Source organism: Nonomuraea sp. MG754425 (assembly GCF_021699195.1).
Taxonomy (GTDB): domain Bacteria; phylum Actinomycetota; class Actinomycetes; order Streptosporangiales; family Streptosporangiaceae; genus Nonomuraea.
Window position 1 is genome coordinate 1 of record NZ_SSXE01000205.1, and the last position, 16,734, is coordinate 16,734.

Genomic DNA, 16,734 nt, shown 5'->3' on the forward strand with positions numbered 1-16,734 from the left:
GTGCCGAGCCGGACCGGCTTGGCCCCCCGCCCCGGCCCGTCGGCCTCCCGCCGCTGTCCGTCGGCGTGCCGGCTCTGCTCGGCCTCCCGGCCCGGCTCGGCACGATGACGACCGGGGGCGGCCGAGGGGACGGACCGCGGTGGCTGCTGACCGCTCCGGGGCTGAGGCGCGCTGGGCCGGAGCCGGGAGTCGGCGACCGGCGGCACGGGTGGCGCGGCGGGCTGGGCGCCGGAGCCGCCACCACCCCCGCGGCCCGCGGCGGCACCGGTGCCACCTGGTGACGCTGGGCGCGCGCGGACGGGGGCCGCCGCCGGGGTGTCGCGGGAACGCGCGCTCCCCGGGACGGGCTCAGCACCGGAACGGGCGGCGCCCACGGCGTTCCGGGCCACCCCCGCGGCCCTCCCGACCCCGGTGGCCCTGGTGGACACCCGGCCGGCGGCCCGGTCGGCACGGCCCGACGTCGCCGTGGCCTCAGCGGAGGTCGATATCCCGGCCTTGCCGAACGCCTCCTTGAGCTCCGCCTCGGTGGGCTCGTCGGTCGCCGGCGGCGTGCGGCCCCCCGACGTGAGCCGTCTGGCGACCGCCACCGCGCCGGCCTCGCGGGTCATGCCCATCTCCGCCCAGGTGAGCCCGCCGGGGGTGATGTCCTGTGGCCGCGCCCGCTCGGGATCGAAGACCCGGACGTGGCCCACCCCTCCGGCCGCGAGCAGGGCGACGACCTGCGCCCCGATCCGCCCTGCCCCGTAGACCCGCACGCGTGACCCCCTGCGGCGCTCGAAGAGGGCGATCATGCCGTCGGGGGCGGTGGAGGCGAGGTCAAGGGCGTTGAGGTCGGGTCTGAGGCGATCTCGCTCGGGCAGCGGCAGGTCTCGCAGGGAGCCCGGACCGGTGGCGGCGTCGTGGATCGCGCCCTGGGCGGCCAGTTGGTCGAGCAGGGACCGGGCGCGGAACTCGTCGAGACCCGCGCGGGCCGCGGCACGCAGGACGGCCTCCAGATCGCGGGTGCCGTCGAGACCCTCCACCCACTCTCGCGCGGACGGGGTCAGGCCGCTCAGCGTGACCGCACGCAGGGGGTGGGTGCCGAGTTGCAGGGTGCGCTCGTCGCGCAGAACGCGTCGCAGGGCGGGCTTCACACGTGGCCTCATGGCGGGAAAGGTTTCCATGCCGGAGCAAGATCCCGAGCGGGTTCGGCGGCGGCTGTGGACAACTCACGAAATGCGCTCCGGCCTGTGGACGAAGAAAAGATCAGCCAGGGCGGATCTCTCTGTCCATAGGGGATTCGGTCCTCCGATAGCTCGATTTCAGGACCCGTTAACGTGATCTCCGATGGACCGCCCCAGTACGGCCGATGCGCGCCAAGTGCCCGTTCCGGCGAATGCGTCCGCGTTACGCTTCCCCGCATGAACGAGCTCTCGGTTGATCGCAAAGACGACGGAGTCGTACTCATCACCCTCAACCGTCCCGACATGCGCAACGCCATGACCGACACCATGACCGCGGAATGGCGCGAGACCATGGCGGGCCTGGCCGCCGACCGGGAGGCCCGCTGCCTCGTCGTGACGGGTGCGGGCACGGCGTTCTCCTCCGGCGGCGACCTGTCGTGGATCGGCGAGCGCGGCGCGGAGGCCGTGCCGGCGCTGCGCGAACGCATGCTGGCCTTCTACCGCACCTGGCTGATGATCACGGAGCTCGAGATCCCCACCGTCGCCGCCGTCAACGGCCCGGCGGTGGGGGCGGGCCTGTGCGTGGCGCTGGCCTGCGACCTCGTGTACGCCGCCGACGACGCCAAGCTCCTGGCCCCGTTCGCGTCCCTGGGGCTGCACCCGGGCATGGCGGCCACGTACCTGCTGCCGAGGAGGTCGGCCGGGCTGGCGCGCGAGATGCTGCTGACGGGGCGCACGGTGACCGGAACGGAAGCAGCGGATAAAGGTCTAGTAAATCAAAGTTTCCCGAAAAATGACCTAATGTCGGAGGTGGGAGGCATAGCCGAGAAGATCGTCCAGAACGCACCCATTGCCACAAGGCTCACCAAAGTGGCCCTGAACCAAGACCATCAAGACCTGGAAGCCGCTCTGAGGTGGGAATCCTTGGCTCAGCCGGTGACCATGACGTCCGCCGACATGATCGAGGGACTGGCCGCGCATCGGGAAAGGCGCATGCCCAAATTCACCGGCTCTTAATCATCTGACCAGCAGAAACAAGGTCCAACCTCTGTGGAATTTCGTCAGTCTCGGCTACCGTGCATATGTGCCCCCCGAGACAGTCGAGGTTCGTCGCAGTTCTCGTCGCCGGCGAACGGTCTCCGCATACCGCGACGGTGACAAGACGATCGTGCTGCTGCCCGCCTGGCTGAGCGGCGAAGACGCGGATGAATGGGTGAGCCGCATGCTCGATCGGCTGGCCGCCAAGGAACGCAGGCGACGGCCGACCGACGAGGCCCTGCTCGAACGCGCCAAGGAACTGTCGGCGAAGTACATGGACGGCGAGCCCGACCCCGTGAGCGTGCGCTGGGTCGACAACCAGCAGCACCGCTGGGGCTCGTGCACCCCCGAGACCGGTACGATCCGGATCTCCACCAGGCTCAAGGGCCTGCCCGAATGGGTCATCAACTATGTGATCATCCACGAGCTCGCGCACCTCCTGGTGCCCAGCCACGGGCCCAAGTTCTGGGCGCTGGTAGAACAGTATCCGAAGGCGGAGCGGGCCCGCGGGTTCCTCGAGGGATTCTCCGCGGCGGCCCACACGGCACCGGAGGAGTGTTGACGCGCATCGCCGCGGTCCTGGCACGACAGCGCATGGCACAGGCGGCGCCCCGGGGCGTCGATCCGGACGAGTTCCTGCGGGCGGTGGCGGAGGACACCTACGAGGTCGTCGCCGGCCTCGAACTCGTCACCCCCGTGCTGCTCACCAGTGTCCCCGGCCTCGACGACATCGTCTGGCCCGGCACCGAGGTGATCACGGTCGCCGAGGACGAGCCGCTGACGGCCGTTCTCACCCGCCTCCGGCCAGGCTCGTCCGGCGAGGATCAGGTGGCCGTGGTCAACGCCGACGCCCCCGACCTGCCACCTCTCCTGATCGGCAAGCTGTTCAGGGAACTGGGCAGGGCAGAGATCACGATCTGCCCGGCCGAGAGCGGCGGCGCCGTGGCCATGGCCTGCGCGCTCCCCGCCCCGTCCTGGGCCGACTTCGACCTCGACGCGTACGACGTCGTCAAAGAGCTGCGCGCGCAGGCCCCGGGCCCGCGCCGGGTCGCCACCACCCCTGGCTGGCACCGCCTGCGACGACCGGAGGACGTCGAGCGCCTCGACCCCGGCCTCGAAGGCTGGGACAACACCAGGGCGCTGATCAGGGCACGGTGAGCTCGGCCAGCACGGCCCGGTGATCGGTGCCGGGCACGTCGCGGACGCTGACCTCCCGCACCCCCACCCGCTGATCCACGAGCACGTGGTCGATCGTGATGAGCGGCGGCACCCGCTTGTTCGCCGGCCACGTGGGGATCAGCCCGGCCCCCACCTGGTCGGCCGCGTCCTTGTAGCCTCGCGACAGCAGCCCCCGCATGGCGGCGTGGTCGAGCGAGGCGTTGAAGTCGCCCGCGATGATCCTGATCCGGTCGGGGGAGGCCGAGGGGAAGGCGGCCAGCGCCGTGTTCCAGTCGCCGACCTGCGGCCCCAGCGGCGGGAACGGGTGCGCGTCGATGAACTCGATCGGAGCACCCCCGGGCAGCGCGATCGTCGCCGCCGGCATCTGGTGCCCGACGGGCGGCATGAGGTCCCAGAGCGCCTCGACCGGATGCCTGGAGTAGATCCCGCTCCCGCCTGCGCTCCACTCGTCCTGCAACACCCGGTACGGCATGATCTCCTTCAGCCCGGCGGCGTCGAGGTCGGCCACCGCGCCGGGGGTCAGCTCCTGCGTGTTCAGCACGTCGGGGCCGAACTCCCGCACCAGCTTCATGATCGTCGCGACGTCCGCCCGGCCGAACAGCATGTTGATCGTCATGACCTTGAACGGCCTGCCGGTGGTGGCCTCGGCCGTGCCGAGCGCCCTGGGCAGCACGCTGAAGCCGAGCGCCGTGGCCGACAGCAGCGCCACGACGGCCGCGGCGCGCCGGCGCCCGACCGCGGCGATCAGCAGCGGGACGAGCGAGCCCGCCGCCGCGTACGGGGTGGCGGTCATGAGCTGTGTGGGCAGCGAACCCCGCTCGAGCCCGGCCACCCTGGCCACCGCCCAGGCGGCGAACGGGGTAACCGCGACCCAGGTCAGTGCCGTTGTGGGGAATTTCCTGCGGTTGCGGACGGGTGTCACGATCGTGCCGCCGACGGCGGAAGTCTCCACGCAGGCCCCCCTTTGGAACGACGCAATGGACTCTAGCCAAGCATGCGCGAGCCCGAGTTGAGCGCGGCCTGTCCGCGTACGGCCAATCTGCGCGTCGCCTCGTCGGTCGGCTCGGGGATCGCGTCGACCGGGAACCAGCGCAGGTCGAGCGACTCGTCGCTCATCACGGCCTCGGCCCCGGCGGGCGCGACGGCCGCGTACTCGACGTCGAGGTGCCAGCTCTGCGGCGGATGGCACCACACGGCGTGCCTGTCGACCGCGAGCGGGCCCGGCAGCAGGTCGAGCCCGGAGATCCCCGACTCCTCCCACGCCTCCCGCAGCGCCACCGCCGCGAGTGACGTGTCGGAGGCCTCGCAGTGGCCACCCATCGGCAGCCATTTCCCGGCTTTGGGGTGCAACGTGAGCAGCACCTTGGAGCCGTCGTGCGACAGCACCGCCGTGGTCGCCGTCAGATGTCCGGGGACGCACTCGCGGGACATCGCGTCGTCGTGCGCCCGCAGGTGCTTGAGGAACTCGGCGCGCAGCGCCTCCTCCTCCGGGGTGGGAGCGGTCCAGGCGGACAGCACCTCCACCGCGTCCTGGTGCAGCAGGCTCAAGCTTGGCCGTCCTTGCCGTCGTCGGGCCCGGAGTCGTCCGGGTGGGAGTCGTCAGGCTTGGTCTCGAGCTGTGAGATGTCCCACGCCGCCTCGCCCAGGACGAACGCCTCGGGGTCGTCGAGGTCCTCGGCCGTCGGCATCAGGTCGGGGTGGCCCCACAGCGCGTCGCGCCCGTCGAGGCCGCGCGCGCTCTCCAGCGCCCGCCACAGGGCCGCGGCCTCGCGCAGCCGCCTGGGCCGCAGCTCCAGCCCCACCAGCGTGCCGAACGTCAGCTCGGCGGGCCCGCCGGTGGCGCGCCGGCGGCGTACGGTCTCCGCCAGCGCCACGGCGGAGGGCAGCTTGCCCTGCGCGGCCTTGTCGACCACGGTGGCCACCCAGCCTTCGACCAGCGCGAGCATCGTCTCCAGCCGCGCCAGCGCGGCCTTCTGCCGCTCGGTCTCCTCGGGCTTGAGCAGGTTGCCCCCGCTCAGCGCCTCCTGGATGGCCTGCGGGTTGTTGATGTCGAGCCCGCGGATCTGCTCCTCGAGCGCCGAGGTGTCGACCGTGATGCCCTTGGCGTATTCCTCGACCGCGCCCAGCAGGTTCGAGCGCAGCCACGGCACGTGCTGGAACAGCCGGTGGTGGGCGGCCTCGCGCAGCGCCAGATACAGCCGGATCTCGTCGGCCGGGATCTCCAGGCCCTCGCTGAAGGAGGCGATGCCGCCGGGCAGCAACGCGGCCTTGTCGGACAGCGGCACGCCGATGTCGGTGGTGCCGATGACCTCGCGCGCCAGCGAGCCGAGCGCCTGCCCGATCTGCTGGCCGACCATCATGCCGCCCATCTGTTTCAGCATGCCCATCAGCGGCCCGGCCATCTGCTGGGCCTCGGGAGGCAGCCCGCTGCCGCCGAGCGCGCCGCCCATGGTGTCGACCATGCGCTCGGCGATCGGCTCGCACAGCTTGCGCCATGTCGGGACCGTGTTCTCGATCCACTCCGACCGGCTCCAGGCCTGCGGGGCGGACACGCCGCTGGGCAGCGTCGTCGCCTCGTTGAGCCACAGGTCCGCCAGGCTGAGCGCCTCGACGATCTGGCGGCGCTCGCCTTCCATGACGCTCGGGTCGCCCTCGGCGACCACGGCGTGCCGGGCGATGTTCTTCGCCATGTCCCAGTTGACAGGGCCTGAGCCCTGCGGAGCCGACAACATGTCGGCGAACTGGCGCATCGCCTGAGCCATCTGCTCAGGGTTGCCGAACATGCCGAACGGGTTTTCGTTTGGGTCGTTTTCGCGACCTGGCAGGTCAGTCACCGCTCTACCTCGTGCAGGATGGAGGAGTCCACATCCGCCACGTTAGTCGTCCTACGGCGGATCAGTGCAAAGTGAGGACCTGGTGCCTACCTCGAAACGCCCGCGCCAACCCGTCGTCGCCGTAACGGGCGCGGCCTCCGGCCTTGGCCGCGACGTGCTCGCGAAACTCGTGACCTCCGCGGATTTCCGCAGAGTGGTGGCCATCGACGACGAACGCGGTGACGTCCAGGAAGCCACGTGGAGAGTGATCGACGTACGGGATCCGCTCTTGGCGAACCGGATCTCCGACATCGATGTCCTGGTCCATCTGGCCGGTGACTACGCCGTCGACTCCGATCCCGGTGAACGGCGCGCCTACAACCTGCGCGCCGCCCAGACCGTGCTGACGGCCTGCGCCGCCGCCCGCGTGCGCCGGGTCGTGCTGGTCACCAGCGCGATGGTCTACGGGGCCGCGCCCGACAACGAGGTGCCGCTGCCCGAGGACTCCCCGGTGGCGGCCGAGCCCGACACGGGCGTGGTCGGTGACTTCCTGGAGATCGAATCCCTGGTTCGCCGCTCCCTGCGCAGCCATCCGGGCCTGGAGGTGACCGTGCTGCGCCCGGCCGCCGTCGTCGGCCCGGGCGTCGACACGGTACTCACCCGTCACTTCGAGTCGCCGCGGCTGCTGACCGTCAAGGGCTGCAGCCCGCACTGGCAGTTCTGCCACATCGACGACCTGATCTCGGCGCTCGAACTGGCGGCGCTCGGCGTCGTCAGCGGCGTGGTGGCGGTCGGCTGCGACGGCTGGCTGGAGCAGGAGCGGGTCGAGGAGCTGTCCGGCATCCGCAGCCTGGAACTGCCCGCGGGCCTGACGTTCGGCACCGCGCAGCGCCTGCACCGCCTCGGCATCACCCCGGCGCCCGCGACCGACCTGCACTACGTCGTCTACCCGTGGGTGGTCGACTGCGCGGCGCTGCGCGAGGCCGGCTGGAAGCCTTCGTGGACCAACGAGGCCGCCTTCGAACAGCTCCTGGAGCTGCGGGAGAACCGCACGACCGTGGTCGGCAGGCGCCTGCCGGTCAAGGAGGCCACGCTCACCGCCGCCGGCGCCACCGTGGCCGTGATCGGCACCGCCGCGATCGTCCGTCAAGTACGTAAGAAGCGGCGCGGATGAACGGTTAGAGTCTCTCTCGTGGACGTCATCCGCTTGCTCGGCATTCGCGACACCCCGCTCTCCCTCGACGAGGTGCAGGCCGCCGTGGCCGGCCACGCCGCGGGCGGCACCGTGTTCTTCGTGGGCACCGTGCGTGAGCAGGATCACGGTAAGCCGGTCACCAGGCTGTCCTACTCGGCCCACCCCACGGCGGAGGCCGAGCTGCGGCAGGTGGCCGAGAAGGTGACGGCCGACTTCCCCGTGACGGCGCTGGCCGCCGTCCACCGGGTGGGCGAACTGGAGCTGGGCGCCATCGCCGTGATCGTCGCGGTGGCCGCCCCGCACCGCGACGAGGCGTTCAGGGCGTCCCGCCGGCTGATCGACGACCTCAAATCTCGGGTCCCCATCTGGAAGCACCAGGTGTTCGCCGACGGCGAGACCGAGTGGGTCGGCGCCGGCGAATAAGCTCATCGACATGTCACGACGCGCCCTGACCCTGCTGCTGGCGGGATTCCTCGTGCTCGCGCTCGGGGTGGTCGGGGCGTTCCGGCCGGTCCCGTACGTCGTGCTGAGCCCCGGTCCGACGGAGAACACGATCGGCGACGTCGACAAGAAGCCCGTGATCTCGATCAAGGGCAGGCAGACCTACCCGACCACCGGCTCGCTGAACCTGGTCACGGTGGCCTACCAGGGCGGTCCGGCCGCCCAGATCGACCTGCTGACCGCGCTGCGCGGCTGGCTCGACCCGACGGTGGCCGTCGTCCCGCAGGAGACGATCTTCGCTCCCAACCGCGACCCCAAGGAGGTCGAGGAGGAGAACGTCGTCGAGATGACCAACTCGCAGGACGCCGCGACCGCCGCCGCGCTCAACGAGCTCAAGATCCCGTACACGGTGGCCGTGGGGGTGCTGTCGACGGAGAAGGGCAAGCCCGCCGACGGCAAGGTCCGCAAGGACGACGAGATCATCGCGGTCGACGGCAAGGCCGCCGCGGACGTCACCGCCGTGCAGAACGCCGTCAAGGCGCACAAGCCGGGCGACAGCGTGGTGCTGACCGTCACCCGGGCCGGGGAGAAGCTCGACATTCCCCTGCAGACCGTGGCGGGGCCGCAGAAGCAGACCATCGTCGGCCTGACGATGCAGGCCAAGTTCAAGTTCCCGTTCGAGGTGGACATCAACGTCGGCGACGTCGGCGGGCCCAGCGCCGGGCTCATGTTCTCGCTCGGCATCTACGACAAGCTCACGCCCGGCGAGCTCACCGGCGGCAAGAAGATCGCCGGCACCGGCACCATCGAGCCGACGGGCGAGGTCGGGGCAATCGGCGGCATCGCGCAGAAGATGATCGGCGCGCAGGACGCCGGAGCCACGATCTTCCTGACTCCTCCGGGCAACTGCGCGGAGGCCATGAAGGCCGTCCCCGACGGCCTTCGCCTGGTCAAGGCCGAAACCCTGCACCAGGCGGTGCTGGCGCTCGACTCGCTGCGCACGGGCAAGGGGCAAGTGCCCGCGTGCGAGGCTGGATGAAACTTCTGGCGGCCGTCGTGCGTTAGCCGTAGGGCTGGCACTGCGGTGTAAGTTGCCAGACACGGACCGTTTTCATTACGACGAGGGGTTGGCCTTGAGCTTCCGGACCCCAGGAGCCGGCAGGGCGATGCGCATGCCCCGCCGACCGCGACTGCTTCTGCCTGTTGCGATCGCTCTCGTAGCGATCGTGGCACTCTTTTTCCTCTTCTCGGGCATCTATACCGACTACCTGTGGTTCGACTCGACCGGTTTCACGTCGATCTTCAGCGGTGTGGTGCTCACTCAAATCGTGCTGTTCCTGGTCGGAGCGGTGCTCTTGGTCGGCATCGCGGGCGGCAACATGCTGCTCGCGTTCAAGACCCGGCCGATGTTCGGGCCGGCGATCTTCGGCGGTGGCAGTGGCGCCGACCGCTACCGCATGGCGCTCGATCCCCACCGAAAGCTGATCTTCATCATCGGCATGGGGCTGCTCGCCGTCTTCTCCGGCTCGTCCTTCGCGGGCCAGTGGGAGACCTGGCTGAAGTTCAACAACGGCGCGTCGTTCGGCCGGACGGACAAGTTGTTCGGGATGGACATCTCGTTCTTCATGTTCGACTACCCGTTCATCCGGATGGTGCTGAACTTCCTGTTCACCGCGGTGATCATCTCGATCATCCTGGCGGCGATCACGCACTACCTCTACGGCGGCTTCCGTCTGCAGTCGCCGGGCGTGCACGCCTCCAAGGCGGCCCGCATCCACCTGTCGGTGCTGCTGGGCATCTTCGTGCTGCTCAAGGCCATCGCCTACTGGATCGACCGCTTCGGCCTGGTCTTCTCCGACCGCGGCTACGTACACGGTGCCTCCTACACCGACGTCAACGCCGTGCTGCCGGCCAAGACCATCCTCGCGATCATCGCGCTCATCTGCGCCGTGCTGTTCTTCGCCGGCGTGTTCCGCTCCGGCGGGATGTTGCCGGGCGTCTCCTTCGGCCTGCTCGTGCTCTCGGCCATCCTGATCGGCGGCGTCTACCCGGCGCTGGTCGAGCAGTTCCAGGTCAAGCCCAACCAGCTCGGCAAGGAATCGGCCTACATCCAACGCAACATCGAGGCCACCCGCGAGGCGTACAACATCGACAAGGTCGAGGTCGAGACCTACAACGCGCAGGCCGACCCGTCCAAGGTCCAGGCCAACGGCGACACCTCCGTCTCCGGCGTGCGCCTGCTCGACCCGGCCCTGCTCGGCTCGACGTACGAGCAGACTCAGCGCATCAGGGGCTTCTACAGCTTCGCCGACCCGCTCGACGTCGACCGTTACCCCGACAGCACGGGCAAGCTGGTCGACCACATCGTCGGCGTGCGTGAGCTGACCGGTCCGCCCGGCGACCAGAACAACTGGATCAACCGGGCCCTGGTCTACACCCACGGCTACGGCTTCGTGGCCGCGCCCGGCAACCAGGTCGACTCCAGCGGCCTGCCCGCGTACGACTCCAAGGACATGCCCGTCACCGGTCCGCTGGTCGACAGCACCAAGCTCAAGGAATCACGGATCTACTACGGCGAGAACGAGTCCGCCTCCGAGTACGTGATCGCCGGCGGCAACCCCACCAAGCCGATGGAGCTCGACTACCCCGAGACGGGCGGCACCGGCCAGAAGAACACCACCTACACCGGCGCGGGCGGCGTGCCCGTCGGCTCGTTCCTCAACAGGCTGCTGTACGCCGCGAAGTACAGCGAGGCGAACATCATCCTGTCGGGTGACGTCAACGACGACTCCAAGATCCTCTACGTCCGCCACCCCCGGGAGCGGGTCCAGAAGGTCGCGCCGTTCCTGACGCTCGACGGCAACCCCTACCCGGCGGTCATCGACGGGCGCATCCAGTGGATCGTCGACGGCTACACCACCTCCAACGACTACCCGTACTCGCAGAGCGAGAGCCTCGGCGACATGACGCGCGACACGTCCACCGACCGTCGCGTGATCGCCCAGCAGCCGAGCGACAAGATCAACTACATGCGCAACTCGGTGAAGGCCACGGTCGACGCCTACGACGGCACGGTCAAGCTCTACGCCTGGGACGCCAACGATCCGGTGCTCAAGACGTGGAGCAACGCCTTCCCCGGCGTCATCCGCCCGGCCACCGAGATGGGCGCCGAACTGCGCCAGCACGTCCGCTACCCGGAAGACCTGTTCAAGGTGCAGCGCTACACCCTGTCGCGCTACCACATCACCGACCCGGGAGCCTTCTACGGCGGCCAGGACGTCTGGAACGTCCCCGGCGACCCGACCCAGGGCGACAAGAACATCAAGCAGCCGCCCTACTACCTGACCACCACGATGCCGGGCAGCAACACCCCGGCGTTCTCGCTGACCACGACGTTCGTGCCCCGGCAGGGGCCCAACCTGGCGGCGTTCATGGCGGTCAACTCCACGGCCGGCCCCGACTACGGCCGCATGCGGGTCCTGCGGATGCCGCCGTCGAGCACCCCGATCCCAGGTCCCGGACAGGCCCAGAACGCCTTCCAGAGCCGCTTCGCCGGTGAGCTCAACCTGCTGGGCGTGGGCGCCTCGTCGGTGCGGTACGGCAACCTGCTGACACTTCCGTACGCGGGCGGCCTGGTCTACATCGAACCGGTGTACATCCAGGTGACCGCGGGCGGCGGGCAGGAGCCGTATCCGATTCTGCAGCGGGTCCTGGTGTCGTTCGGCAGCAAGATCGGTGTGGCGCGCACGCTCGACGAGGCGCTCCGCGAGGTCTTCGGCGGTGAGCAACAACAACAGGAACAGGCCCAGCAGAGCGAGACCCAGCAGGGCGAGACCAACACCTCCAGCACGGCCCTGAACTCCGCGATCGCCAACGCCAAGAAGGCGTACTCGGACGCGCAGAAGGCGTTGCAGGCCAGCCCGCCCGACTGGGACGCCTACGGCGACGCCCAGAAGCGGCTGGACGAGGCGCTGCAGGCGCTGGAGGGGGCGAACGCGCAACAGCCGCAGCCGGAGCCGTCCGCCTCGGCCTCGCCGTCGGCGTCACCGAGCGCCTCGCCCAGTGCCTCGCCGTCGGCGTCCCCGACGGAAACACCGGCAGGAGACACTTCCTGACGCATTCAGTTTGCGCCCACCCCGCGCCGCCCGGTAACCTACAAGGGCATCAAGCGACGCGGGGTGGAGCAGTTCGGTAGCTCGCTGGGCTCATAACCCAGAGGTCGCAGGTTCAAATCCTGCCCCCGCTACCAGGCCGATGGCCCGGCCTCCGGAAACGGAGACCGGGCTCTCGCGTGAGTGGGCGGGTTTACGGTTCGACCACTGCTTGAAAGCCTGTATAGTAAGTACTAACACACCGACGCGGGGTGGAGCAGTTCGGTAGCTCGCTGGGCTCATAACCCAGAGGTCGCAGGTTCAAATCCTGTCCCCGCTACCACGGGAAGCCCCCGGTTTCCGGATCATCCGGAAACCGGGGGCTTCTTTCTTTTCCCGGGCCTGGGTCCGGCCAGATCTTCCGTGCCCCGGCCGACACGGTGGCCGGGGGCGGCAAGCCTCCATACCGGTCGTAACCTGGAGGAATGAGAGGGCGGCTGCGGGTCTACCTCGGCGCGGCGCCCGGGGTCGGCAAGACGTACGCCATGCTGAGCGAGGCGCGCCGCGCCCGCGAGCGGGGCAAGGACGTGGTCGTGGGCTTCGTCGAGACCCACGGCCGGGCCCGTACGGCCAAGCTCCTCGACGGGCTGGAAACCGTACCGAGGCGCACCATGACGCACCGCGGCGCGACCTTCACCGAACTCGACTCCGACGCCGTCATCGAACGCGCCCCCGTGCTCGCGCTGATCGACGAGCTCGCGCACACCAACGTCCCCGGCTCCCGCAACGCCAAGCGCTGGCAGGACATCGAAGAGATCCTCGACGCCGGGATCGACGTCATCACCACGCTCAACATCCAGCACCTCGAATCGCTCAACGACGTCGTCGAGCAGATCACCGGGGTGCCGCAGCGGGAGACCGTGCCCGACGAGGTGGTGCGCAGGGCCGACCAGATCGAGCTGGTCGACATGTCCTCCGAGGCGCTGCGCCGCCGGATGGCCCACGGCAACGTGTACCCGCCCGAACGGGTGGACGCCGCGCTCGCCAACTATTTCCGCGAGGGCAACCTGACCGCGCTGCGGGAACTCGCCCTGCTCTGGGTGGCGGACAAGGTGGACGAACAACTCGACCGCTACCGTGCCGCCCACTCGATCGCCGGCACCTGGGAGGCGCGCGAGCGCGTCGTGGTCGCGCTCACCGGCGGGCCGGAGGGGGACACGCTCATCCGGCGGGCCGCCCGCGTCGCCGCCAGGGGCAAGGGCGCCGACCTGCTGGCCGTGCACATCACCAGCTCCGACGGGCTCACCTCGGGCGGGGACCCCGCCCACCTGGCCCGCCAGCGCACCCTCGTCGAGGACCTGGGCGGGACCTACCACCAGGTGGTCGGCCACGACGTGCCGCGGGCGCTGCTCGAGTTCGCCCGCGGCGTGAACGCCACCCAGCTCGTGCTCGGGGCCTCACGGGGACGCCGGCTGTTCACGCGAGGGGTGGGCGTGACGACGGCGGCGCTGGCCGGGTCGATCGACGTGCACATCGTGCCGCACGAGGCGATCCGCAAGGGGCGCTACCGGGCCAGGTCCGTGGCCGTGCTGACCCGCAGGCGGCGGGCGTCCGGCTGGGCGCTGGCGCTGCTCGGGATGCCGCTGCTCACGATCGTGCTCCGGCCGCTGGACATCACGCTGCCCAGTGACATCCTGCTCTTCCTGCTGCTCGTCGTGGGTGTGGCGCTGACGGGCGGGATGTGGCCGGCGCTGACGGCGGCGGTGTTCGGGTTCGGCCTGCTCAACTGGTTCTTCACGCCGCCGCTGTACACGCTGACGATCGGCCGGCCGGAGAACCTGCTCGCGCTGGTCATTTTCGTGCTGGTGGCGGCCATGGTCAGCACGGTCGTCGATCTGGCGGCCCGGCGCAGCAGGGAGGCGGCACGCTCGCGGGCCGACGCCGAGGTGCTGTCCACGCTGGCGGGGCACGTGCTGCGCGGCGAGTCGGCGCTGCCGTCGCTGCTGGCCCGGATGCGCGAGACGTTCGGGCTGACCTCGGTGACCCTGCTCGAACGGGGCGGTGAGGCCGCAGCGGCGGGGGAGGGTCAGGGACTCGGCGGCTGGCGGGTCGTGGCCACCTCGGGCGGGATGCCCGTCACCCGGCCGGGCCTGGCCGACCACGACGTCGTGATCGACGATCGGCTCATGCTCACCGCGAGCGGGCATCCGCTGGAGGCCAGCGACCGGCGGGTGCTGGAGGCGTTCGCGGCGGAGTCCGCGGTGGCGCTGCGGCAACAGCGGCTGCGTGAGGCCGCCGACCGCGCCGGGCCGCTGGCCGAGGCCGACAGGATGCGTACGGCGCTGCTCGCCGCCGTGGGCCACGACCTGCGCACGCCGCTCGCCTCGGCCATCGCGTCGGTGGAGAGCCTGCGCAGCACCGACGTGACCTGGTCGGACGAGGACCGCGCCGAACTGCTCGCCACCGCCGACGAGTCGCTGATCAAGCTGAACCGGCTCGTGACGAACCTGCTGGACATGAGCCGGCTGCAGGCCGGGGTGCTCGGCGTCACGCTCGAACCGGTGGCGATCGAGGACATCCTGCCGCACGTGCTGGACGACGTCGGCCCGTTCGGCGGCGGCCTCGTCACCGAGATCCCGCCCGGGACACCCGAGGTGCTGGCCGATCCCGCGCTGCTGGAACGGGTGCTGGTCAACCTGATGGCGAACGCCGTCCGGCACAGCCCGGACGACCGGCCCGTACGCGTCCGGGCGAGCTGGTACGGCGAGTACGTGGAGATCCGCGTCATCGACCAGGGGCCCGGCATTCCTCCCGAAGCGCATGAAAGGGTGTTCCTGCCGTTCCAGCGGTTCGGTGACCGCGACAGTCACACGGGCGTGGGGCTCGGGCTGGCGCTCTCGCGCGGTCTCACCGAGGCGATGGGCGGCACGCTCGTCCCTGAGGACACACCCGGAGGGGGACTGACCATGACCGTCTCACTGCGGCGGGCCGCATGACCCGCGTGCTCGTGGTGGACGACGAGCCCCAGATCCTGCGCGCGCTGCGCGTCAACCTGGCCGCCAGGCAGTACGAGGTCGCGGTCGCCCCCGACGGGGGCACGGCGCTGCGCGTGGCCGCCGACTGGCATCCCGACCTGGTCATCCTCGACCTGGGCCTGCCCGATCTCGACGGCGTGGAGGTCATCCAGGGGCTGCGCGGCTGGACCTCGACACCGATCATCGTGCTGTCCGGGCGTGCCGACAGCACCGACAAGGTCGACGCCCTCGACGCCGGCGCGGACGACTACGTGACCAAGCCGTTCAGCATCGACGAACTGCTCGCGCGGGTGCGCGCCGTGACCCGCCGCACCGGGCAGCGCGACGACGAGGACGCCACCGTCCAGGTGGGCGAGCACGTCATCGACCTGACCCGAAAGACGATCTCGGACGGCGTCCGCCTGACGCCCACGGAGTGGCACTTCCTGGAGATCCTGGTGCGCAACCCGGGAAAGCTGATCAGCCAGCGCCAGTTGCTGACCGAGGTCTGGGGCAGCTCCTACCTGAAGGAGACCCACTACCTGCGCCAGTACATGGCCCAGTTGCGGCGCAAGCTGGAACGCGACCCGGCGCAGCCGGTGCACCTGCTGACCGAGCCGGGCATGGGGTACCGGTTCCAGCCTTAGGCCCCTGTCACACCCTGCCGAGCAACCGGAGCGCCTTCTGGATGGCCCAGCACTGGAGCAGGAAGCCGAAGACGACCTGGACGATGCGCATCCATAGGGGCGAACCCTGGTCCGCGTAAATCACGATGCCGACCCACATCAGGCCGAATATGCCGACCATGATGATTGCCGCCCAGTTCAGCCCCCGCTGCCACATATGCGGAGTCTTACAGGCGGCCCGCCAAGAGGGGGTATGCGCGAAGTCGCCGTGACGTCAGTGGGCGGCAACTTCGTCGGTTTCGTGGGCGTGGGCCGTTGTGCGTCGGCGACCTCCGCTGCTCGCCCACGGTGCGATCAGCGCTCCAGCGGGGCGCGTCCGTTCAGCGGGGGAGCGCGCGGCCGGTGCCGACGCAGCGACGCAGGCGTATGCCACGCGGACGCGGTTGCGGCATCTCCTCCAGGCAGGCCAGCAACGCGGCCGCCGTGCGGGCGTCGGACAGGATGCGCTGCACGGCTTCGCCGTCCTGGGGGAGTTGGCTGCGCTCGGCCAGCTCGTCCTTGAGGAAGGTCAGGGGGTCGGGCATGCCCGACGTCTCGGCCGCGACGGTCGCCCGCGCCGCCGTCAGCAGGCGCAGGTAGTGCGTACGCATGATGGCCTCGCGCATTCGGGCGTGCTCCAGGTCGTCGATCAGAGTCCTGGCGATGCGCAGCAGGTCGCCGGCGTGGGTCGCCTCGTCGGCGAGGAACGCGCGGATGTCGTCGAACTCTGACCGGGTCATAGCGGCCACCTCCGGGAGCGCAGACTGCTCGTACCTACTTCGTACCGAGGGTCGATTGCGGATGACTTGCGGTCGGCTTGCCCAGGGGTGTCGCATGGCAAGGCATTAGCGAGGTTTGAGGGTCAGGTGGTGAGGGGAGAACCATCTGATTACCTGAGTGGGCCGAAGTGGGTGCGCCAGGCTGCTAGAGTTGCTTCCCGCAGGGCGATCAAGGAGCTCACAGAGCCTCCGAGATACCCGGCAAAATCCCACTGGCTTCAGGTCTTCTCCGTTGATGGTTCGGACCACTTCGGATCGGCTGGTAAGTTAGAGGGGTTGTCTCCGAAAGGGGGCAGGGATTAATTCCAAGCAGGTTGAGCAAGTCGGGTCAATTTGACAGAGACTTGAACGGCTGA

Annotated in this window: 14 protein-coding genes, 2 tRNA genes and 1 pseudogene; 11 read left to right on the forward strand and 6 right to left on the reverse strand. The window is 69.9% G+C overall.

Translation table 11 applies throughout. The annotated features are described in order from the left end of the window. Positions 1-1,145, reverse strand: a pseudogene (locus FAF44_RS44095) (ThiF family adenylyltransferase); the annotation flags it as partial. 255 nt (positions 1,146-1,400) lie between these two features. On the opposite strand from FAF44_RS44095, the gene FAF44_RS44100 reads away from it, so the two are divergent. The 3 genes from FAF44_RS44100 to FAF44_RS44110 all read left to right on the forward strand — a co-directional run bounded on the left by FAF44_RS44100 (position 1,401) and on the right by FAF44_RS44110 (position 3,359). Next, positions 1,401-2,180 (forward strand): enoyl-CoA hydratase/isomerase family protein, encoded by a 780-nt coding sequence (locus tag FAF44_RS44100; RefSeq protein WP_237109397.1) that lies wholly within the window; start codon positions 1,401-1,403, stop codon positions 2,178-2,180. 67 nt (positions 2,181-2,247) lie between these two features. After that, on the forward strand, positions 2,248-2,763 hold the full coding sequence (locus FAF44_RS44105) for a M48 family metallopeptidase (protein ID WP_237109399.1): 516 nt from the start codon (positions 2,248-2,250) through the stop codon (positions 2,761-2,763). Beyond that, positions 2,760-3,359: a hypothetical protein gene (locus tag FAF44_RS44110; protein WP_237109400.1), complete on the forward strand. Its 600-nt coding sequence runs from the start codon at positions 2,760-2,762 to the stop codon at positions 3,357-3,359. The genes FAF44_RS44105 and FAF44_RS44110 overlap by 4 nt, the downstream gene beginning before the upstream one ends. On the opposite strand, the gene FAF44_RS44115 is transcribed toward FAF44_RS44110, so the two are convergent. Genes FAF44_RS44115 through FAF44_RS44125 form a run of 3 tightly spaced genes read right to left on the reverse strand, consistent with a single transcriptional unit; the run spans position 3,346 to position 6,163 of the window. Beyond that, positions 3,346-4,332, reverse strand: a complete 987-nt coding sequence (locus tag FAF44_RS44115) for an endonuclease/exonuclease/phosphatase family protein (protein WP_237109401.1) — start codon at positions 4,330-4,332, stop codon at positions 3,346-3,348. The genes FAF44_RS44110 and FAF44_RS44115 overlap by 14 nt on opposite strands. 32 nt (positions 4,333-4,364) lie before the next feature. Continuing rightward, a complete protein-coding gene (locus FAF44_RS44120) occupies positions 4,365-4,922 on the reverse strand; it encodes an NUDIX hydrolase (protein ID WP_237109412.1) in 558 nt (185 codons plus the stop codon). A gap of 2 nt (positions 4,923-4,924) precedes the next feature. Further along, entirely contained in the window at positions 4,925-6,163 is a 1,239-nt protein-coding gene (locus FAF44_RS44125; RefSeq protein WP_237109402.1) for a zinc-dependent metalloprotease, read from the reverse strand. A gap of 130 nt (positions 6,164-6,293) precedes the next feature. On the opposite strand from FAF44_RS44125, the gene FAF44_RS44130 reads away from it, so the two are divergent. The 8 genes from FAF44_RS44130 (at position 6,294) to FAF44_RS44165 (ending at position 15,581) form a co-directional block, all read left to right on the forward strand. Continuing rightward, on the forward strand, positions 6,294-7,367 hold the full coding sequence (locus FAF44_RS44130; protein WP_237109414.1) for an NAD-dependent epimerase/dehydratase family protein: 1,074 nt from the start codon (positions 6,294-6,296) through the stop codon (positions 7,365-7,367). A gap of 18 nt (positions 7,368-7,385) precedes the next feature. After that, positions 7,386-7,811, forward strand: coding sequence for a molybdenum cofactor biosynthesis protein MoaE (locus FAF44_RS44135; protein WP_237109403.1), 426 nt, complete (start codon positions 7,386-7,388; stop codon positions 7,809-7,811). 10 nt (positions 7,812-7,821) lie between these two features. Then, complete coding sequence (locus FAF44_RS44140) at positions 7,822-8,868, forward strand: PDZ domain-containing protein (RefSeq protein WP_237109404.1); 1,047 nt, start codon at positions 7,822-7,824, stop codon at positions 8,866-8,868. A 127-nt stretch (positions 8,869-8,995) separates the two neighbouring features. Further along, positions 8,996-11,944: a UPF0182 family protein gene (locus tag FAF44_RS44145; RefSeq protein WP_237109405.1), complete on the forward strand. Its 2,949-nt coding sequence runs from the start codon at positions 8,996-8,998 to the stop codon at positions 11,942-11,944. A 57-nt stretch (positions 11,945-12,001) separates the two neighbouring features. After that, positions 12,002-12,078, forward strand: a tRNA-Met gene (locus tag FAF44_RS44150). A 108-nt stretch (positions 12,079-12,186) separates the two neighbouring features. Next, a tRNA-Met gene (locus tag FAF44_RS44155) sits at positions 12,187-12,263 on the forward strand. Between the two features lie 142 nt (positions 12,264-12,405). After that, positions 12,406-14,916 carry a DUF4118 domain-containing protein gene (locus FAF44_RS44160; RefSeq protein ID WP_237109406.1) on the forward strand — a complete coding sequence of 837 codons (2,511 nt, stop codon included), beginning with the start codon at positions 12,406-12,408 and terminating at the stop codon, positions 14,914-14,916. Further along, positions 14,913-15,581 (forward strand): response regulator, encoded by a 669-nt coding sequence (locus tag FAF44_RS44165; RefSeq protein ID WP_237109409.1) that lies wholly within the window; start codon positions 14,913-14,915, stop codon positions 15,579-15,581. Before FAF44_RS44160 ends, FAF44_RS44165 begins: the two co-directional genes overlap by 4 nt. A gap of 7 nt (positions 15,582-15,588) precedes the next feature. Here FAF44_RS44165 and FAF44_RS44170 read toward each other — a convergent pair whose 3' ends face one another. Both FAF44_RS44170 and FAF44_RS44175 read right to left on the reverse strand, forming a co-directional pair. Next, positions 15,589-15,777: a hypothetical protein gene (locus tag FAF44_RS44170; RefSeq protein ID WP_237109410.1), complete on the reverse strand. Its 189-nt coding sequence runs from the start codon at positions 15,775-15,777 to the stop codon at positions 15,589-15,591. Between the two features lie 163 nt (positions 15,778-15,940). After that, positions 15,941-16,339, reverse strand: coding sequence for a hypothetical protein (locus FAF44_RS44175; RefSeq protein ID WP_237109411.1), 399 nt, complete (start codon positions 16,337-16,339; stop codon positions 15,941-15,943). Between the last annotated feature and the right edge of the window lie 395 nt (positions 16,340-16,734).